The 20,020-nt window shown below is 64.0% G+C and carries 18 protein-coding genes; 14 read left to right on the top strand and 4 right to left on the bottom strand.

Translation table 11 applies throughout. The features are described 5' to 3' along the window. Window positions 1-27 precede the first annotated feature (27 nt). The gene (locus L288_RS28530; RefSeq protein WP_021237589.1) at window positions 28-846 is read left to right on the top strand and encodes a class I SAM-dependent methyltransferase; all 819 of its coding nucleotides are present in this window, start codon (window positions 28-30) and stop codon (window positions 844-846) included. Window positions 847-898: 52 nt separating this feature from the next. Beyond that, window positions 899-1,804 carry a DMT family transporter gene (locus tag L288_RS28525; protein WP_031304110.1) on the top strand — a complete coding sequence of 302 codons (906 nt, stop codon included), beginning with the start codon at window positions 899-901 and terminating at the stop codon, window positions 1,802-1,804. On the opposite strand, the gene L288_RS28520 is transcribed toward L288_RS28525, so the two are convergent. Further along, window positions 1,796-2,227: an OsmC family protein gene (locus L288_RS28520; RefSeq protein WP_021237587.1), complete on the bottom strand. Its 432-nt coding sequence runs from the start codon at window positions 2,225-2,227 to the stop codon at window positions 1,796-1,798. The two genes, L288_RS28525 and L288_RS28520, sit on opposite strands and share 9 nt — an antisense overlap. An 87-nt stretch (window positions 2,228-2,314) precedes the next feature. Here L288_RS28520 and L288_RS28515 point away from each other — a divergent pair, with 87 nt between their 5' ends. From L288_RS28515 to L288_RS28465, 11 genes are all read left to right on the top strand, one after another. Then, on the top strand, window positions 2,315-2,680 hold the full coding sequence (locus L288_RS28515; RefSeq protein WP_021237586.1) for a PRC-barrel domain-containing protein: 366 nt from the start codon (window positions 2,315-2,317) through the stop codon (window positions 2,678-2,680). Window positions 2,681-2,855: 175 nt separating this feature from the next. Next, the gene (locus tag L288_RS28510; protein ID WP_030539591.1) at window positions 2,856-3,524 is read left to right on the top strand and encodes an RBBP9/YdeN family alpha/beta hydrolase; all 669 of its coding nucleotides are present in this window, start codon (window positions 2,856-2,858) and stop codon (window positions 3,522-3,524) included. Window positions 3,525-3,616: 92 nt separating this feature from the next. Further along, window positions 3,617-3,808 carry a YezD family protein gene (locus L288_RS28505; RefSeq protein ID WP_021237584.1) on the top strand — a complete coding sequence of 64 codons (192 nt, stop codon included), beginning with the start codon at window positions 3,617-3,619 and terminating at the stop codon, window positions 3,806-3,808. 172 nt (window positions 3,809-3,980) lie between these two features. Next, on the top strand, window positions 3,981-6,452 hold the full coding sequence (locus L288_RS28500; protein ID WP_021237583.1) for a TonB-dependent receptor: 2,472 nt from the start codon (window positions 3,981-3,983) through the stop codon (window positions 6,450-6,452). A 126-nt stretch (window positions 6,453-6,578) separates the two neighbouring features. Then, on the top strand, window positions 6,579-7,451 hold the full coding sequence (gene panB / locus L288_RS28495) for a 3-methyl-2-oxobutanoate hydroxymethyltransferase (RefSeq protein WP_021237582.1): 873 nt from the start codon (window positions 6,579-6,581) through the stop codon (window positions 7,449-7,451). 72 nt (window positions 7,452-7,523) lie between these two features. Continuing rightward, the gene (locus tag L288_RS28490) at window positions 7,524-8,222 is read left to right on the top strand and encodes a tetratricopeptide repeat protein (RefSeq protein WP_021237581.1); all 699 of its coding nucleotides are present in this window, start codon (window positions 7,524-7,526) and stop codon (window positions 8,220-8,222) included. Window positions 8,223-8,235: 13 nt separating this feature from the next. After that, window positions 8,236-9,585: an outer membrane protein assembly factor BamB family protein gene (locus tag L288_RS28485; RefSeq protein ID WP_021237580.1), complete on the top strand. Its 1,350-nt coding sequence runs from the start codon at window positions 8,236-8,238 to the stop codon at window positions 9,583-9,585. Window positions 9,586-9,698: 113 nt separating this feature from the next. Further along, window positions 9,699-11,069 (top strand): ribosome biogenesis GTPase Der, encoded by a 1,371-nt coding sequence (gene der / locus L288_RS28480; RefSeq protein WP_021237579.1) that lies wholly within the window; start codon window positions 9,699-9,701, stop codon window positions 11,067-11,069. Then, on the top strand, window positions 11,056-11,271 hold the full coding sequence (locus tag L288_RS28475) for a sulfurtransferase TusA family protein (protein WP_021237578.1): 216 nt from the start codon (window positions 11,056-11,058) through the stop codon (window positions 11,269-11,271). Before der ends, L288_RS28475 begins: the two co-directional genes overlap by 14 nt. Window positions 11,272-11,358: 87 nt before the next feature. After that, the gene (locus tag L288_RS28470; protein ID WP_021237577.1) at window positions 11,359-11,799 is read left to right on the top strand and encodes an Hpt domain-containing protein; all 441 of its coding nucleotides are present in this window, start codon (window positions 11,359-11,361) and stop codon (window positions 11,797-11,799) included. A 55-nt stretch (window positions 11,800-11,854) separates the two neighbouring features. Further along, window positions 11,855-12,850: an LLM class flavin-dependent oxidoreductase gene (locus L288_RS28465; RefSeq protein ID WP_031304106.1), complete on the top strand. Its 996-nt coding sequence runs from the start codon at window positions 11,855-11,857 to the stop codon at window positions 12,848-12,850. A 13-nt stretch (window positions 12,851-12,863) separates the two neighbouring features. Here L288_RS28465 and L288_RS28460 read toward each other — a convergent pair whose 3' ends face one another. Further along, window positions 12,864-13,946: an acyltransferase family protein gene (locus tag L288_RS28460; RefSeq protein WP_031304104.1), complete on the bottom strand. Its 1,083-nt coding sequence runs from the start codon at window positions 13,944-13,946 to the stop codon at window positions 12,864-12,866. Window positions 13,947-14,171: 225 nt separating this feature from the next. Here L288_RS28460 and L288_RS28455 point away from each other — a divergent pair, with 225 nt between their 5' ends. Continuing rightward, window positions 14,172-15,818, top strand: coding sequence for an ATP-binding protein (locus tag L288_RS28455; protein ID WP_408020491.1), 1,647 nt, complete (start codon window positions 14,172-14,174; stop codon window positions 15,816-15,818). A gap of 16 nt (window positions 15,819-15,834) precedes the next feature. On the opposite strand, the gene L288_RS28450 is transcribed toward L288_RS28455, so the two are convergent. Both L288_RS28450 and L288_RS28445 read right to left on the bottom strand, forming a co-directional pair. Further along, window positions 15,835-17,277: an MATE family efflux transporter gene (locus L288_RS28450; protein WP_021237572.1), complete on the bottom strand. Its 1,443-nt coding sequence runs from the start codon at window positions 17,275-17,277 to the stop codon at window positions 15,835-15,837. A 42-nt stretch (window positions 17,278-17,319) separates the two neighbouring features. Then, window positions 17,320-20,019 (bottom strand): valine--tRNA ligase, encoded by a 2,700-nt coding sequence (locus tag L288_RS28445; protein ID WP_021237571.1) that lies wholly within the window; start codon window positions 20,017-20,019, stop codon window positions 17,320-17,322. Window position 20,020 lies beyond the last annotated feature (1 nt).

Below are 20,020 nucleotides of genomic sequence, written 5' to 3'. Positions count from 1 at the left end.
CGGAATTTCCACATAAGGAGGATTCCGATGAACCGCCTGATCCGCATCAGCATGCTGTCCGCAGGGCTGATCCTGCCTCTCGCTTCCGCTACCGCCCAGCATGGCGATCATGCCGGTCATGCAGCGCACAGGGCGGCTGACCCTATCGCGGCCGCTGTAGCGGCACCCACGCGCACGCCAGCCAATGCCGCGCGGGACAAATATCGCCATCCCGCCGAAACGCTGAGCTTCTTTGGCATCACGCCGCAACAGACGGTGGTGGAATATTCGCCGAGCGGCGGCTGGTACACCGAAATCCTCGCTCCGCTGCTGCGCGACAAGGGCAATCTGATCGCATTGCAGCCCAGCGGGCGCTATCTTGACGGATATAAGAAGTTTCTCGCCGCCAAGCCGGACGCCTATGCCAAGGTGAAGCTGGTCGCCTTCCCCGAAGAGACATCCGCCATTCCGGCGGGCAGCGTCGACACGGTCCTCACCTTCCGCAACGTGCACAATATGGTGATGTCCGGGACGGAAGAATCCGCCTTCAAGAGCTTTTACGACATGCTCAAGCCGGGCGGCATCCTTGGCATCGTCGACCATCGCCTGCCGGAAGATCGCGATGCCGCGCTGGAAAAGAGCAGCGGCTATCTCAAGACCTCCACCGTTCGCCGGATCGCCGAAGCCGCCGGGTTCGAATATGTAGGAGCGTCCGAGATCAACGCCAACGCCAAGGACAGCGCCGACTGGCCAAAGGGGGTCTGGACCCTGCCGCCCGTGCTCAGCAATGGTGAGGTGGACAAGGCGAAATATATGGCGATCGGCGAAAGCGATCGCATGACGCTGAAGTTCCGCAAGCCCGGCTGACGGCGGGCCATTGCGCGGTTGCGCAAATGCGCAGCCGCACTAATGCGGGCTGATGTCCGCCAGTCCTGCCGATCCCCGCCCCCACAGGCCCTTGCTGGGCATGGCGCTGCGCCTGGGGGCGGCGGTCTGCGTATCGGCCATGTTCATCGCCGGGCGCGTCGCCAGCACGCGCGGCGTCCATATCGTCGAAACGCTTTTCTACCGGCAGTTGCTGGCCCTGCCGGTGGTGCTGAGCTGGATCGCGATGACGGGCGGGTTCGGCTCTATCCGCGCCCGCAGGATCGGGGCGCATGCCACGCGTATGGTCGTGGGCGTTGCGGGGATGGCGCTCAATTTCCTGTCCTATATCCTGCTGCCCCCTGCCGAAGCGGTGACGATCGGCTTCACCATGCCGATTTTCGGCACCATCCTGTCAGCCGCGATCCTGAAGGAGAAGACGGGGCTGCATCGCTGGAGCGCGGTGCTGGTGGGCTTTCTGGGCGTGCTGGTCACTCAGCGGCCCGACGCGGGCGAATTGCTGCCCCTGGGCGTCGCCGTCGCGATCGCCGCTGCCTTCATGACGGCCTGCGTCAGCCTGATCCTGCGTGAGCTGGGCCGGACGGAGAATGCTGGAAACATCGTCTTCTGGTTCACCGCCCTGTCCCTGCCGCCGCTGGGCCTTGGCGCGGTGCTTTATGGCGGCGGCCATGATCCCCTCACCTGGGCCCTGCTGCTGTTCATCGGCCTGAGCGGAGGCGCCGCGCAAATGCTACTGACCGGCGCGCTGCGCTGGGCGCCGGTGTCAGTGGTGCTGCCGATGGATTATTCCAGCATCCTGTGGATCGCGCTGCTTGGCCTGCTGATCGGTCAGGGATGGCCGCCAGCGACGACCTGGATCGGCGCATCCCTGATCATGGTGAGTGGCCTCTATATCGCCTGGCGGGAGCATCTCCATGCCCGGCGGCAGCGGTCAGCCTAGCAGTTCCGCGTCAAGGCTGATTTCTGCGTTCAGCAGCTTCGAGACGGGGCAGTTCGCCTTGGCCTTGGCGGCAAGCTCCTGAAAGCGGCTGTCGTCTATGCCGGGGATCGACGCCTTCAGGCTGAGCTTGCTCGCGGTGATGGCGAAGCCGCCATCCTTCTGCTCCAGCGTGACGACGGCGTTGCTTTCCATCTTCTCGGCCGTGAAGCCCGCCTCGCCCAATATCAGCGAGAGCGCCATGGTGAAGCAGGACGCATGCGCCGCGGCGATCAATTCTTCCGGGTTGCTGCCCGGCACGCCTTCGAACCGCGTGGCGAAGCCATAGGGATGGGCGTCCAGCGCGCCGCTCTGGGTCGAGATCGCGCCCTTGCCGTCCTTCAATCCGCCGCTCCAGACGGCCGATCCGCTGCGATTGATCTTCACCTTACCCTCCTGTTTCCGTTCAGGGAGGAACTCGGTCTGTCCTGCCCGGTTTCATCCTTATAGCCTGATTTTCACAGGAGAGTGACGATGACTGACGCGATGACCGGAAATCCTGGCGATCTGATTGCGTCGGACCGGGTCGAAGGAACCGCCGTTTACAACCGGGAAGGCGAACGGCTGGGTCATATCTCCAACTTCATGGTCGACAAGCTGAGCGGGCAGGTCCGCTACGCGGTGCTGTCGTTCGGCGGCATATTGGGGCTGGGGCAGGATCATTATCCGCTGCCCTGGTCGATGCTGAATTACGACACGGACAAGGGCGGCTATGTCGTCGATCTCAGCCGGGAGGCGCTGGATAATGCGCCCAAACATCTGCCTGACGAGCGGCCCGATTACACTGACGCCTATGGCCGCAGCGTCTTCCAATATTATGGCCTGATATATCCCTGGTAAGGTGATGATATAGCAGCGGATGAAGGCTCGGAAGGCTGTTTTCCGAGCCTTTTTCCTTTGCTGGAGCGGCGGCTTTCAGGTTGCCCATATTTCGCCACATTCTGGCGCTGGACTATTGTCTACTTAAAAAATAGAATTATTTCTGATGCTCGATAAAGTGGACGAGGATCTCACCATGGACCGATTCGGACATATGGACGATGCACGCCAGCCTGTGGTGCTGACGATACCCGGCCTGAACAATAGCGGGCCGGGACATTGGCAGACCCTTTGGGAAAAGACGCGAGGCGATTGCGAGCGCGTGGATCTGGGCAGTTGGGCAAGCCCCAACCGCAACAGCTGGGTGACGCGGCTGGACGCCGCCATCAGGGAAGCTGACGGGCCGATCATATTGGCGGCGCACAGCCTGGGCTGCCTGGCTGTCGCCTGGTGGGGCGCGTTGCAGAGCCAGGCCTATGGCTGGCCGGTGACTGGCGCGTTGCTGGTCGCCCCACCCGATTGCGACCGGATGGAAACGCCGGAGACGATCGGCGGTTTTGGCCCCACCCCCAGAGGCCAGCTACCCTTCCCCTCCATCGTCGTGGGAAGCCGCAACGACCCCTATATCTTCTTCGAGCGCGCTCACAGCATAGCGAAGAACTGGGGAAGCGCGTTCGTTGACGCTGGCTATAGCGGCCACATCAACGCGGATTCCGGCCTTGGCGAATGGGCGTTCGGGCAAAGCCTGCTGGAAAGCCTGATCGACAATGCGCGCGAGCAGGCCTCTGCAATGCGCCAGATCCGCCCCGCCGTGGCGTCAGCGCATCAGGATCGCAGGGTCAGCGCGATGAGGAGCATCGGCTAAGCGCTGGGGGCGACAAGTTGAACTTGCACGCCCCCTATTTTTGTTTCTTTGTCTATCGTAATAGTTGAGTTAAGAACGGCCTTGAGGTGTTTATGAGTGAAACAAGATCCGTTGAGAATGCACGTAACGGCCGGGCTGATGGTCAACGCCATGACATTGCCATCAGCATCGAAAAGCTGCGCAATGTTCTGGAGGCGCTTCGGTTCGGGTCGGTGACCCTGACTGTGCACGACGCCCGCGTGGTGCAGATCGACGTAACAGAAAAAACACGCCTGACAGCCTGAAAGGCTGCGGAAGAATATCAGGGTTGCGAGACTAAGCCGCCGGGCAGGCGGTGATTGGAAGGCGGCAGGGGTGGCCGCCGACTGCCCGATACCATTCCCAGACCATCGGTTTTGACCGGACCGCCGGAAAAGCCGCGATCAACATCAACCGGACATCCGGAAGGGGAATCTTATGATTGCGCGTTTCCTGTTGCTCGCCTCCGCGGCGAGCGCCTCCATCATCGCGTCCAGCGCTCAGGCCGAGGACGCGGTCCAGCCAGCCGCCGACGCCGCCCAACAATCCAGCCCGCGCGGAGACGTGATCATCGTCACCGCCCGCCGCCGCGCGGAAACCGCGCAGGAAGTGCCGCTGGCGATCTCCGTGATCCGCGGCGACAGCATCGAGGCCACCGGCAATTTCAACGTGGTGAAGCTCCAGCAGCTCGCGCCGACTTTGCAGGTCTACACTACCAATCCGCGCAATACCTCCGTCAACATTCGCGGCCTTGGTGTGCCCTTCGGCCTGACCAGCGACGGTTTCGAACAGGGCGTCGGCATCTATGTCGATGACGTCTACAATTCGCGTGTCGCCGCCGCGACCTTCGACTTTCTGGACGTGAGCCAGGTCGAAGTGCTTCGTGGCCCGCAGGGCACGCTGTACGGCAAGAACACGACCGCTGGCGCGATCAACATCACGACCAACCAGCCGACCTTCGACTTTGAAGGCCGCGCCGAACTGTCCGTCGGCAACCTCAACTACCGGCAGGCCAAGGCCGCCATTTCTGGCCCGCTGTCCGACACCGTCGCCGCACGTCTTGCCGTCGCAGCGACCAGCCGCCGGGGCACGCTCTACAATGTAACCACGAACCGCTGGATCAACGAGCAGGACAATCTGGGCCTGCGGGGCCAGATATTGTTCCAGCCCAATGACGACCTGAGCATCACATTGTCAGGCGACTACAGCAAGCAGGACCCCGAATGCTGCGGCACCACCTTCGTCCGCGTGGGCCGGACGCAGCGTCCACTTACGCGTCAGTATGATGCGATCATTGCGGCTATCAATGCCGCCAATCCCGGCCGCAACTATGCGGTCCCCAGCCGAAACCCCTATGACCGCCTGACCGATCTCGATTCGAGCCTGAACGCGGGTAACAAGATCGGCGGCGTGTCCGCACGCGTGAAGTGGGATATTGGACCCGGCACGCTGACCTCGGTAACGGCGTGGCGCTTCTGGGACTGGAAGCCGGAAAATGACCGGGACTTCACTGGTCTGTCGGTCGTTTCCCGCTCGCAGAATCCGTCGCAGCAGGACCAGTACAGTCAAGAATTCCGCTACAACTATGACGGCGAGAAGATCGACTTCGTGGTCGGCCTGTTCGGCTTCAAACAGCGGATCGACACGCAGGGCACCGAGCAGCAGGGCCTTGACGCCACGCGCTTCAGCCTGTCGCCGTCCACCGATCAGAACAATCCCTACAACCGCCCTGAGGTGCTGGCTGGACTGACCGCCAGCAATACGCAATATCTCAAGAGCAGCAGCGCCGCGCTGTTCGGGCAGTTGAGCTGGCATGTGAACGACGCGCTGACCATTCAGCCGGGCGCTCGCCTCAACTATGACAAGAAGTCGGGCTTTTATGAGCGCGTTGTCACCAATGGCCAGGGCCAGGTGATTTCCTGCACCCCTACGCCTCCGACCGGCTCCGATCTGGCGGCACAGTGTGGCGTGTATCAACCGCAGGTCAGCGCGCCATCTGACAGCGCCTGGAACTTCACTTACGACCTCAACGTCAATTACAAGATCGCTCCGGATATCCTCGCCTATGCGACCTATGCCAAGAGCTTCAAGACGCTGGGCATCAACCAGAACGGGTTGCCGCTGAACGCCGATAATACGGTCAACACCGACGCAGGCACCGTGAAGCCGGAATCGGTCCATCATTATGAAATCGGGCTGAAAACCCAGTTCTGGGATCGACGCGCCACCTTCAACATCACCGCCTTCCGAACAGAAATCAAGAATTTCCAGGCGACGGTGAATGGCGGGCAGTTCGGTACGGTTCGCGGCTATCTTGCCAATGCGGAAAAGGTGCGGTCACAAGGCATAGAAGCAGACTTCAAGGTCGTGGCCAGCGATCGCTTCACCGCTTACGCCAACGGCGCCTACACCGACGCCAAATATGAAAAGTTCACCAACGCTCCGTGCCCGCCCGAACTGTCCGGCGGTCCGTCTCAGCCAGCTAATGCAGCCCCCGACTACTCACAACCGGGCGTCCCGGGCGCGGCCAGCCCCCGTCAGTGCGACATTTCCGGCCAGGATCTGCCCGGCGTGTCCAAATGGGCTTTCTCCTACGGCGCGGAATATAATATTCCGGTCACGCTGTTGGCGAAGGAAGGTCAGGTCTATCTGGGCGTCGACGGCAATTACCGCTCGCATTGGAATTCGAACGCGTCGCCGTCGCGCTACACGGAAGTGAAGGGATATGCCCTCACCAACTTCCGCGCTGGCTTCCGTGGCGAAGGCTTCGATGTCTTCGGCTGGGTCCGCAATGCTTTCGACGTGAACTACATCGAAAATCTACAGGTTGCGCCCGGCAACACCGGTCTGATCGCCGGTCAGGTGGGCGATCCGCGGACATGGGGCGGAACGATCAAATTCTCGTTCTGATCCTTCTTTCGAGGTTCACCCCCTGCGGGAGCGGCACAGGCCCGTCGCTCCCGCATTTTTTCCTTCCGCAGCCCTTGATCCCGCATGATTTGCGCCGATCCGGCGAGTGGGGTAGAGCGCAAGGTCATGTCCACCACCTTCACGCTCGACACGTCAACCAGCCGCGCCAATCCCACGCCCGCGCCGATGAAGCGGCTGACCGTCCCCGCGATCCAGCGGCGCAAGGTCGAAGGCAAGACGGCCGAACCGCTGGTGATGTTGACGGCCTACACCGCCCGTCAGGCGCAATTGCTGGACCCGCATTGCGACATGCTGCTGGTCGGCGATTCGCTGGGCCAGGTGATTTACGGCCTGCCATCCACCCTGCCGGTGACGCTGGACATGATGATCGCCCATGGCGCTGCCGTGGTGCGCGGCAGCTATCACAGCGTCGTCCTGGTCGACATGCCCTTCGGCAGCTATGAAGCCTCCCCTGCCCAGGCCTTCGCCAGCGCCAGCCGCGTCATGGCCGAAACGGGCTGCGCCGCCGTCAAGCTGGAAGGCGGGCAGGCGATGGTGGAAACCATCAGCTTCCTCACCCGCCGGGGCATCCCCGTCATGGCGCATGTCGGCCTGACCCCGCAGGCGGTCAACGCGCTGGGCGGCTATGGCGCGCGCGGCAAGAGCCTGGAAGAACATGCCCGCATCATGGACGACGCCAGGGCCGTGGCGAATGCCGGAGCCTTCGCCCTGGTGCTGGAGGGCGTGATGGAGGATCTGGCGGTGGAGATCACCAACGGGATCGACATCCCCGTCATCGGCATCGGCGCATCGGCCCATTGCGACGGGCAGGTGCTGGTGGCCGAAGACATGCTGGGCATGTTCGAACGCACGCCGCGCTTCGTCAAACGCTATGAAAACATAGCCGAAACCATCAGCGGCGCGGCGGAGCGTTATGCCGCCGACGTGCGCAGCCGCAGCTTTCCGACCGAAGATCAGGTCTATCGCCCCAAAAAGTGATTTGCGTGTGGCCGCGCCCCCGCTATTGATCGCGCCTTCCGCCTGCCTTTTCTGACGTATCTGGAGACTGATGTGGCCCTGACGCCGCAAAATAGCGAAGTGTTCATGCGCGAAGTCGATGAGGCGGTGCGCCAGGACCAGTTGCTGTCATTCTGGCAGCGCTTCGGCCGGTGGATCGTCATCGCCGTCGTCGTCGGCCTGGCGGCGTTCGCTGGCTGGCTTTACTGGCAGCATCACAGCAAGACGCAGTCGCAGGCCGTGTCCGAAGAGATGGACAAGGTGATCACGGCGGCCGCAGGGGGCGGCACGCCGGATGCCAAGCAGCTTGAGGCGCTGACCAACGCCAGCCAGCCGGGCTTCCGCGCTTCGGCCTTGCTGGTGAAGGCTGGCGTTGCTTCCCAGAAGGGCGACGCCAAGGCCGCGATCGCCGCCTATAAGGCGATGGTCGCCGACAGCAAGCTGGACAAGCCCTATCGCGACCTCGCCCTCATCAGGCAGACGGCGCTGGAGTTTGAAGCGCTCAAGCCGCAGCAGGTCGTCGACCGGCTGAAACCCCTCGCGGTCGAAGGCGCGCCCTGGTTCGGCAGCGCGGGCGAGATGGTCGCCATAGCCTATATGAAGATGCGTAAGCCCGACCTTGCCGGGCCGATGTTCGCTGCCATGGCCAAGGATGACAGCGTGCCACAGTCGATCCGTTCACGCGCGCGACAGATGGCGGGCTTATTGGGGGTGGACGCGGTCGAAATACCGGCCGTTCCGGGACAGGAATAACGGAAAAAAGCGCATGGGGATGCACAGCATGACGAAATTCGCGGGCACGCGCCGCGCCGTGACGATGGCCGCAATGGTTGCGCTGCTGGCAGGCTGCGGCATCATCGGCGGCAAGAAGGGCGGACCCAAGACGCCGGTGGTCGGCAACCGCGTGTCGATCCTGACCAATGAGCAGGGGATCGAGGTCGATCCGGCGCTGGCCGACGTGCCGGTCACGCTGCCCGAAGCGGTGGCCAACCCCGACTGGACGCAACCGGCGGGCAACAGTTCCAAGGCGATGGGCCATCTGGCGCTCAGCGCGTCTCCGCGGACTGCCTGGACCGCCTCGATCGAAGGCAGCACGCCGCGCGCGCGCCTGGCCTCCGCCCCGGTCGTCGCCAATAGCAAGCTTTATGTGATCGACGCGGCCGCGCATGTCATCGCCTTCGACGCCAACAGCGGGGCCAAGCTGTGGCAGACCGCCCTGCCTGCCGAAGGCAGCGGACGCGCGCTGTTCGGCGGCGGCGTCAGCGTGGTGGATGACAAGGTCTATGCCAGCACGGGCGTGGGCGATGTCGCCGCGCTCAACGCCGCCAATGGCTCGATCCTGTGGAAAAAGCGCCCCGGCGGCCCGCTACGCGGCGCGCCGACCCTTGCCAACGGCCATGTCTATGTGATGGGGCAGGACAACCAGATCTTCGCCCTGAACCAGAGCGATGGCGAGGTGCAGTGGACGGACAGCGGCACGCTGCAAGTCACCGGCGTTTTTGGCGTCGCGGCGCCCGCTGCTGCGCAAGGCACGGTGATCGCCGGATACAGCTCGGGCGAACTGACCGCCTATCGCTACGAAAATGGCCGGACCTTGTGGGGCGACGCCCTGTCGCGGACCAGCATCTCCACCGCCGTGGCGACACTGACCGACATCGACGCCGATCCGGTGATCGATCGCGGGCGCGTGTTCGCCATCGGCCAGGGCGGCCGCATGGCGTCCTATGAACTGGTCAGCGGCCAGCGCCTGTGGGAAATCAATATCGCGGGCATCTCCACCCCCTGGGTGGTGGGCGAATGGGTGTTCGTCGTGACCAGCGACGCAAAGCTGCTCTGCGTCGCCCGCGCCACCGGCAAGATCCGCTGGATCAGCCAGCTTCGCCGCTGGGAAAAGGAAAAGAAGAAGACCAACGCGATCCGCTGGACCGGACCTGTGCTCGCTGGCGGCCGCCTGATCCTGGTATCGACGCATGGCGACCTCAACTATGTCGATCCGGCGACGGGAACGGTGCAGGCCGCCGTCGACATGGACCGTTCCATGTCGCTTTCGCCCGTTGTCGCCAACAACATGCTGTACATCCTGGCGGATGACGGGAAACTGACGGCGTTTCGCTGACTCCGCTGATAATGTTAGATAATGTGCTCCTGCGCAGGCTGGAGCCCGGTCCAAGCGACGGAACTGGGCTCCAGCCTGCGCAGGAGCACTCATATTTTAAGGAATAGGGCTTTATGCTGCCCACAGTTGCCATTGTAGGGCGGCCCAATGTGGGCAAGTCCACCCTCTTCAACCGCCTCGTCGGCAAGAAGCTGGCGCTGGTCGATGATCAGCCCGGCGTGACGCGCGACCGGCGGGAGGGGCAGGCGAACCTGCTGGGCGTCGATTTCACCATCATCGACACGGCGGGCTATGAGGATGAAGATCCGCAGACCCTGCCCGGCCGCATGCGGTTGCAGACGCAGGCGGCGGTCGAAAGCGCCGATGTCGCGCTGTTCCTGATCGACGCCCGCGCGGGCATCACCCCGCTGGACGAGGAAATCGCCCGCTGGCTGCGCGAAGGCGACGCCCCCGTGGTGCTGGTCGCCAACAAGGCGGAGGGCAAAACGGGCGCGGACGGCGTGATGGAAGCGTTCAGCCTGGGCCTTGGCGAACCAGTGCCCCTGTCGGCCGAACATGGCCAGGGCCTGGCCGACCTGTTCCAGGCGCTGCTGCCCTATATCGACCGCGAGGAAGAGGAAGAGGAGGAAGCCGAACCGAGCGAAGCCGACCTGGAAGCCGCGCCGCTCAAGCTGGCGATCGTCGGCCGCCCGAATGCAGGCAAATCGACACTCATCAACCGGCTGCTGGGCGAAAACCGGCTGCTGACCGGGCCGGAGGCGGGCATAACCCGCGACAGCATCGCCGTTGACTGGACATGGACCAGCCGGGAGGGCGAGGAACGCCCGGTCCGCCTGATCGACACGGCGGGCATGCGCAAGCGCGCCAAGGTGCAGGACAAGCTGGAAAAGCTGGCGGTTTCAGATGGCCTCAACGCCGTCAACTTCGCCGAAGTCGTCGTACTGCTGCTCGACGCGACGCGCGGGCTGGAAGCACAGGACCTGCGCATCGCGGACAAGGTGCTGGAGGAAGGACGCGCCCTCGTCATCGGCCTCAACAAATGGGACACGGTGGAAAATGGCTCGGCGCTCTATCAGGGCATCAAGCAGGCGCTGTCCGATGGCCTCGCCCAGGTGCGCGGCGTGCCGATCATGACCGTATCAGGCGCCACCGGCAAAGGGCTGGACGACCTGATCCGCGTCGCCTTCGAAACGCGCACGGCATGGTCGCAGCGCGTGTCCACCGGCATCCTCAACCGCTGGTTCGAGCGCGCGCTGGAAGCGAACCCGCCCCCGGCGCCGGGCGGCAAGCGCATCAAGCTGCGCTACATCACGCAGAACAAGACCCGGCCGCCGACATTTGTCCTGTTCGGGACCCGGCTGGAGGACCTGCCCGAAAGCTATCGCCGCTATCTGGTGAACGGCATCCGCAAGGAATTGGGCTTCGGTGCGGTGCCTGTGCGGCTGACGCTGCGAAGCGCGAAGAACCCCTATGCCAGCAAGTGACGCGCTTCATATCGACGCGCGCGGCATGAAATGCCCCTGGCCTGCCCTGCGCGCCGCGCGCGCCATGCGATCGGCGAGCGCCGTGACGATCGAAGCCGACGATCCGGTCGCGCCGGGCGAACTGGAGGCGCTCGCCGTGCAGCAAGGCTGGGCGTTCACGGCGAATGGCGGCCATCATTTCAGGCTGGAACGGCAGGGTTGAAGGAAAAATCACGCTGGAACCGTAACAGCTTAACCGGCTGTTTACGCGCGCAACTTATCCTGAGCAGAAATTCAGGGAGTGTCGCGGGTGGCCTATCAAGAGGCGGAACTGGTAAACTGGAACGAGTTTGCTAAAACACGGGCGGAGCTGGGCAGCGCCTTCCTCCGCATCCTCGGCTATTTTCGGGAAGATGGCGCAAAGGCGATCAGCGCGATCGAACAGGCCATTCGCGAACGCAATGCCGTCGCGCTGGTGACGCCTGCCCATACATTGAAGGGCGAATCGGCTCAGTTCGGCGCCCATCGCCTGAGCAGCATGGCTGAACGCATCGAAATGGTCGCCCGCCGCTGCGTGGAATCGCGGGAAGGCCCGGACGAACTGATTGAGATCGTCGTGGCGCTGCGTCCCTGCTTCACTGAAACCATGGCGTTGCTGGATCGCGATTCCAATCCGCTGGTGGCGCGGCGTCAGCCCGCCTTCGGCCGCCGCACCGATGCGGGACCGCAGGGCTTCGGACGCTCCGTCTGACGCAGACTCACATTTCATATTGAAACGAAACGGATCATGCCCCCATATGCGGGCGATGATCCGTTTTTCCGTTCTGGACCTTGTCCCCGTCACCGAAGGCAGCGAAGCAGGCACCGCGCTTCGTCAGTCCGCCGCCTTCGCCGCCCATGCCGAAGCGCTGGGCTTCCACCGTTATTGGGTGGCCGAACATCATGGCATGCCCGGCATCGCATCGGCGGCCACGTCCGTCGTCCTGGCGCATATCGGCGCGGCGACGTCCCGCATACGCATCGGTGCTGGCGGCATCATGCTGCCCAACCATGCCCCGCTGCTGATCGCGGAGCAGTTCGGCACGTTGAGCGCCCTGTTTCCCGGCCGCATCGACCTTGGCCTCGGCCGCGCGCCCGGTTCCGACCAGCGCGTCGCGCAAGCGATCCGGCGCGGCTTGTCCGGCGGACCCGATGAGTTCCCGCGCGACGTCATGGAATTGCAGGCCTATTTTGCAGGCGACCCGCGCCTTGGATTTCAGGCGACGCCAGGCGCGGGCGAACAGGTGCCGATCTGGATATTGGGATCAAGCCTCTACGGCGCGCAGCTCGCCGCCGCGCTTGGCCTGCCCTACGCCTTTGCCTCCCACTTCGCGCCCGCGGCTCTGGACGAGGCGATCGCCATCTATCGCCGTGATTTCCGCCCCTCGGCGCAGCTAGACCGCCCCTATGTCATGGCTGGTTACAATGTCTGCGCCGCCGATGATCTTGGCGAAGCGCAATTGCTGGCGACATCGATGCAGCAAATGTTCGTGCAGTTGCGCACCGGGCAACCGGGCAAGCTGCCGCCCCCGGTTCCTGGCTATCTCGACAGCCTTCCCCCGGTCGTTCAGGCCCAGATGGCGGCGGCACGGAGCGCCACCAGCATCGGCACTCAAGCGGAGGTGGAGCGCGATCTGGCCGCCTTCATTGAACGCACCGGCGTCGATGAATTGATCATCGGCGGGCAGATCTACGATTTCGAGGCGCGCAAGCGGAGCCTGGACATCACCATGGCTGCCATCCGGCGCCTTACCGGCGAGTAGGCGCGCGGCCCGTTCAGGCTGTCGCGCGCAATCGCCCGCCGCTCAACAGGCCCGCAAGGCCCGGCCAGGCCCGGTTCAGCAGCGAGCCAAGCAGCAGCACCGCGATCAGCACCAGCAGCGGCTGAACGATCAGATAGGCAGGATAGAGCGGCGACCCCAGCTTGCCGAACAACGCGCCCAGCACCGGCCCGCCCAGCCAGATGAGGATGAGGTGCGAGCAGAAGAGGAAGAAGGCGAAAGGCTCGATCCGCAACAGCATCGCCCGCGCGGGGCTCGCCGCCAGCGCCCATGACAACCGCCAGAAACAGGTGGCGGCCGCCACCCGCACGGCCAGGTCGAGCATGCCGACGCCCAGCCCCGCGCCCGGCGCCGCCTTTAGCGAGAAGTAAAGCTGTACGGTCATCAGCAGGAGGAAGGGCATCGCCGCCCTGGGCCAGGAAAGCGCCGCCACCCGGTCCGCCAGGCCGCCCCGCCGCGCCATCATGCCGATAGTGAAGAAGAACAGGATCGCCGGGCGCATCAGCACCGGCGGCCCCCATCCCATCAGTTGTGCAAAGGCGGCTGCGCCCGCCACCCCTAGTAGCGCCCCGCCAGGCAAGCGGACGAGCAGCGGCGCAGCGACCATGCAGAGGAACAGGTCCCGCAGGAAGGGCATCTGCACATTGATGTCCGGGTTGCGGCTGACGATGAACAGCTCCTGCACCAGCCAGTCCAGCGACACAGGCACCGGCGCTGGCAGATGCAACAGCAAGGCCGCGCCCGACACGAACAAAATCGCCAGCGCATTCCACATGACCATGGGCAGCAATATCGTCCGCGCCTTGCGCGCGATGTGGCGCGGCCAGTCGAGCGTCTGCGCCGATCCGCCCACCAGCCAGCCGGAAATGATGCCCAGCAGGGGCACGGCGCTGCGGCCGAAGATTTCCATCAGCAGCCAGCGCAGATTTTCCTGCGGCGTTCCCCGCGCGATTTCCAGGTCATGGCCGTTCAGTCCCGTCCATGCATGAACATAGACGACGCCCAATATGCAGATGACGCGGGCAATGGAAATCGCATCGGACCGGCGGGACGCACTGGCATTCATCAATTCGCGCAAGCAGCTATCCTGTGTAAATGCCCCATTGCTGGCGGCGCTTTCCCATGAATGGATATGGTCCCGCACTTGGCAGCGCCATATCGGGCGGCGGTTTGACGCGCCGGGCGGAGCCCTGATCACGCCGGATGGCGCTCATAAGCATATTCTTTACCACTGGCGCGATAAAAAGGGTGACGGCTGCCTGAAGCTGGTTCCGGCGGCGCAACGGGAGCGCTTATGAGTCTCATGCCTGCGGCAGCCGAATTCGCCGACGCCCTACCCCAGGCCGCGGCGCTGCCCGGCTCGATCGGCGAGGTGTTTCAAATCGCCGGTTCCAGTTCGAAGGTGCTGATCGACGCGGCCTGCGTGCAGACGCTGGCGCGGGACGGCGATCCCTGCATAGCGATGGCGGGACAGGTGGGCAGTCAGGTGAAGATGCGCGTGGGCGCGGCCTGGCTGATCGCCAGCGTCCGGTCCATGGCGCTGGACCGGCAGAATAGCGGCCTGATCATCGCCGACATCGACTTTCTGGGCGAAGGGGATGAGGAACAAGTCACGGGCCGCATCTGCCGCTTTCGCCGGGGCGTCACCCATTATCCTCCGCCCGGAACCGAAATCCATCCGCTGTCCAGCGAAGACATGCGCCAGATCTACGCCGCCGATGACCGGCCGCATGTGCAGATCGGCACCGTCTTCCCCACCGCCGACACACGCGCCGCGCTCTATGTCGATGCGATGCTGGGCAAGCATTTCGCGCTGCTTGGCTCGACCGGCACCGGCAAGTCGACCAGCGCCGCCCTGATCCTGCACCGCATCTGCGACCTGTCGCCCGAAGGCCATATCGTCATGATCGACCCGCATGGCGAATATGGCGCGGCCTTCGCCCAGAATGGCGCGGTGTTCGACGTGGGCAACCTGAACCTGCCCTATTGGCTGATGAATTTCGAGGAGCATTGCGAGGTTTTCGTGACCTCCTCCGGCTCCGACCGCACCGTCGATTGCGACATCCTCGCCAAATGTCTGCTTGCCGCGCGGCAGAAGAACAGGTTGGCCGAAAGCATCGGCAGGCTGACAGTGGATTCGCCCGTCCCCTATATGCTGTCCGACCTCACCAACATCCTTCAAAATGAAATGGGGAAGCTGGACAAGGGCACCGGCGCCCTGCCCTATATGCGGCTCAAGACCAAGATCGACGAGATCAAGACCGATCCGCGCTACAGCTTTATGTTCTCCGGCATGCTGGTCGCCGACACCATGCAGGAGTTCATTGCCAAGATCTTCCGCCTGCCCTCCAACGGCAAGCCTATCTCCATCATCGACGTGTCGGCGATGCCGTCGGACATCACATCGGTCGTCGTTTCGGTTCTGTCGCGGCTGGTGTTCGACTATGCCATCTGGGCGCGGGACGAAGCGCAGCGCCCGCTGCTGCTGGTATGCGAGGAAGCGCATCGCTATATCCCCGCCTCCACCACCGGCAATGGCCAGGCGGTTCGCCGCATCCTGGAAAGGATCGCAAAGGAAGGCCGCAAATATGGCGTTTCGCTGGGCCTCATCACCCAGCGGCCGTCGGACCTGGCCGAAGGCGTGCTGTCGCAATGCGGCACCATCATTTCCATGCGCCTCAACAATGATCGCGACCAGGCATTCGTGAAGGCCGCCATGCCCGAAGGCTCGCGCGGTTTCCTCGATACCATTCCGGCGCTGCGCAACCGGGAAGCGATCATCTGCGGCGAAGGCGTTGCCGTACCGATCCGCGTGGCGCTCGACAATCTGGAAGAAGCGCGGCGTCCCGCGTCGGGCGACCCCAGCTTCACGCAGCAATGGCGCGAAACAGGCGGCGAAGCGGATATTCTGGACCGCACCATCACGCGCTGGCGCAGCCAGGGCCGCTGAGCTTTCAGGTGGCGGATCAGCCCACCGGCGCGATCCGCCCCGTGGCTTCCGCTTCGGAATTGACGTTTTCCATGCACTCTTCCTCGCTGGGCGGCACCATCAGTTTCGCGCTGCGCCAATCGCCGCGATAATAGGAATATCCGGCGAGCAGCAGGGCCGTCAGCGACCCGGCGGGATAGCTCCACCACAGCGCATCCGCGCCCATATACGGGTAGGCGACGGCATAAAAGCCCAGCCGCGCCCCGAACAGCGCCACGATCATGATGATCAGCGGCCGCACCACCACGCCATTGGCGCGCATGATGCCGAAATAGATCATTGCCCCGCCGAACAGGATGAAGCTCCAACTCGCGATCACCTGCATGCGCCAGGCAAGCGGGATGGCCGCGCTCTTGTCGCCCAGGAAAAGCGCCAGCAGCGGATGGTGGAACCACAGCATCAGCGCCACCATCAGGCCGGTGAAACCGACCAGATAGACAAGGCCATAAGCCGTGATCTTGCTTATCCGGTCCCAGCGTCCTGCCCCCAGATTCTGCGCCGCCATGGCGCTGACCGCCCCGCCGATCGCCATGGACGGCATCTGGAGATAGGACCAGAGCTGCTGCGCCGCGCCATAGGCCGCCGTCGCCAGCAGCCCTTCGCGATTGACGAGCCCGATCATCACCAGCCCCGATGCCGAAGCGACGATCATCTGCAATCCCATGGGCAGTCCCTTGACCACCAATATGCGTAGCTGCGCCATGGCGGGGCGCAGATAGCTCCACTCCGCTCCCCTCAGCCGCAGCGGCAGATCGCGGCTATACGTGTAGGCGACCAGCGCGGCGAAGCTGATGAAACCCGCAAAGGCCGTGGCCGCCGCGGAGCCCGCTATGCCCCAGGCTGGCGCTGGACCCAGACCCAGGATGAGCACCGGGTTGAGGATCAGGTCCAGCCCGACATTGAGCAGCATGAAGTAAAAGGGCGTGCGCGCGTCCCCCGTGCCGCGCACTCCCATCGTCATCATGACGCTCAGCAGCGTCGCGGGCATGGAAATGAAGATGACGCGCAGATAGGCCAGCGCCAGGTCGAAGGCTTCGGCCGGGGTCGCGAGCAGGCGCAGCAGAGCGGGCGCGCCGATCCATCCGGCGGTGGCGACCAGCAGCGCGAAGAGGAAGCAGAAACCCACCGCCGAGCCGAAGGCGCGGCGCGCGGCGTCGATGTCCCTGGCTCCCGTCGCCTGCGCGATCAGCACGGTCGACGCCATGCCGAAGCCGAAAACGATGGAGAACATCAGGAACATGATCAGGTTGGCGTTGGCCGTCGCCGCCACCGCCTGCTCCCCCAGGAAGCGGCCGACCCAGATGGTGTTGATCGACCCGTTGAGCGACTGGAGGATGTTTGACCCAAGCGTGGGCAGGCCGAAAAGCAGCAGCGTCGATCCGATCGGCCCCTGCGTCAAATCCCTCTGGCCGGCCGCCACGCTTTTCTCCCCTTCGCTGTTCTGTCGCCCGACCGTAGCGGATCAGGCGAGCCGGTCCAGCGCCGCCTTCAACTTTTCCGCCTCCGCCGTCTTTTCCGCATGGTCCTCGCGCGCCTTGGCGACGGCTTCGGGCTTGGCCTTCTCCACGAAAGCCGGGTTCGACAAGCGGCCGCCCAGCGCATCCCGCTCCTTTTCAGCAGCAGCCAGCGCCTTGGCGAGCCGCGCCTTTTCAGCCGCGATATCGATCACCCCTTCCAGCGGAAGGATGAAGGTCGCTTCATCGACGACGATCTGCGCCGCGCCGCCAGTGACCTCCTCACCGAAGGACAGGCTTTCGACCCGCCCAAGCCGCGCGAGCGCAGCGCCTTGCCGGTCTATCCGGCGGCGTGTTTCGTCCGACGCGTCGCTGACCACGACCCGCAGCTTCGCGCCGGGGGGCACGTTGAGTTCGGTCCGCGCGGTGCGCATGGCGCTGATCAGGCGGATCAGCCAATCGATCTCCGCCTGCGCCTCGCTGTCCACGGCATAGAGAGCCTGCGGCCAGCGCGCGACGATCAGGTCGCAGTCCCGCTCGCCCATGGCATGCCATAACTCTTCGGTAATGAACGGCATGAAAGGGTGCAGCATGACCAGAATCTGGTCGAACGCCCATCCCGCGACAGCGCGGGTTTCCTCGTCCATCTGCCCCTTGCTGAGTTCGATATACCAGTCGCAAAACTGGTCCCAGACGAAATGATAAATGGCGTTGGCCGCCGCATCGAAGCGCAATTCGGCCATGGCGGTGTCGATCGCCTGCACCGTCGCAACGGTCTCTGCGACGATCCAGCGGTTGACCGGCGCCTGCGCATGCGGCGCTTCGTGGGTGGCCGATCCGGCGACGCCGTTGGCTTGCAGGAAACGGGCCGCGTTCCACAGCTTGGTCGCGAAGTTGCGATAGCCCTCGACCCGCTTCTCATCCATCTTCACGTCGCGGCCCTGGCTTTCCATCGCCGCCATGAAGAAACGCAGCGCGTCGGCGCCGAACCTGTCGATCAGCCCCAGCGGATCGACGACATTGCCCTTGGACTTGGACATTTTCTGCCCGTCCGCCGCGCGCACGAGACCGTGGAGGTAGAGCTTGCGCCACGGCACATCGCCCATGAACTCCAGCCCCTGCATCGCCATGCGCGCATCCCAGAAGAACAGGATGTCAAAGCCGGAGATCAGCAGGTCATTGGGATAATGGCGCTTGAGCGTGTCGCTCTCTTCCGGCCAGCCCAGCGTGCCGAAGGGCCACAGAGCGGAGGAGAACCAGGTGTCGAGCACATCGGGATCGCGCGTCAGCTTCTTGTTACCGGCGAGTGCCTGCGCCTCTTCCTCGCTTTCCGCGACATAAGGATTGCCATCCTCGTCATACCAGGCCGGGATCCGATGCCCCCACCAAAGCTGGCGCGACACGCACCAGGGCTGGATATTTTCCATCCAGTTGAAGAAGGTCTTTTCCCACGTCCTGGGCACGATCTCGATCCGCCCGTCGCGCACCGCCTGCATCGGCGCGACCGCCAGCTTCTCCGCATCGACATACCATTGATCGGTCAGCCAGGGTTCGATCACCACACCCGAACGGTCGCCAAAGGGCGTCTGGATGGTGCGCGGCTCCGCGTCGGACAGGATTTCCTCGCCATCCTTGTTCTTCGACACATGCGGCACCAGCAGGCCGAGCGCCTTCATCTCCGCCACGACCAGTTCGCGCGCGCCGTCCACGCCGTCGCGCCGGAAGCGGTGCAGGCCCAGGAACCGTTCAGGGATCAGCCCGTCCGCCGTCTGGATCACATTGGCGTCGGCATCGAACATATTGAGCATTTCCGCCGGACGGAAGCCCGCCCGCTTGCCCACTTCGAAATCGTTGAAGTCATGCCCCGGCGTGATCTTGACCGCGCCCGATCCCAGTTCGGGGTCGGCATGTTCGTCGCCTATCACCTTGAAGCGGCGGCCGGTGATCGGCTGGAGGATGTCCTTGCCGATGACGTCCTTGTAGCGCGGGTCTTCGGGATGCACCGCGACCGCCATGTCCGCCAGCATGGTTTCGGGCCGCGTGGTCGCGACCACGATATGGTCCGCTCCATCGGCGAGGCGAACGCCATCGGCCAGGGGATAGCGGAAATGCCAGAAGCCGCCCTTCACTTCCTGCGTTTCGACCTCAAGATCGGAGATGGCTGAGCGGAAACGCGGGTCCCAGTTCACCAGCCGCTTGTCGCGATAAAGCAGGCCCCGCCGGTGCAGTTCGACGAACACCTTGATGACGGCGCGCGAAAAGCCCTCATCCATGGTGAAGCGCTCATTGGCCCAGTCCATCGAGCAGCCCAGGCGCCGCAGCTGCCGCGTGATCGCGCCGCCGCTTTCCGCCTTCCACTCCCACACCTTCTCGATGAACTGCTCACGCGTATAGTTGGTGCGCTTGTCCTGTCGCGCCTCCATCTGCCGCTCGACCACCATCTGCGTCGCGATGCCCGCATGGTCCGTGCCGACCACCCACAAGGCATCCTTGCCGCGTAGCCGCTCGTACCGGATAACGATATCCTGCAACGTATTGTCGAGCGCATGGCCGATGTGCAGGCTGCCCGTGACGTTCGGCGGCGGGTTCACGATGGTGAAGGGTTCCGCGTCCGGCCGTTCCGGGCGAAACAGCCCATTCTGCTCCCAATGGGCATACCAGCGGGATTCGATTTCAGCGGGGTCGAAGGTCTTGGGCAGTTCGGTCATG

Source organism: Sphingobium quisquiliarum P25 (assembly GCF_000445065.1).
Classification (GTDB): domain Bacteria; phylum Pseudomonadota; class Alphaproteobacteria; order Sphingomonadales; family Sphingomonadaceae; genus Sphingobium; species Sphingobium quisquiliarum.
Note: the sequence above shows the minus strand (reverse complement) of the source record. Positions and strands in the feature narration are given on the sequence as shown.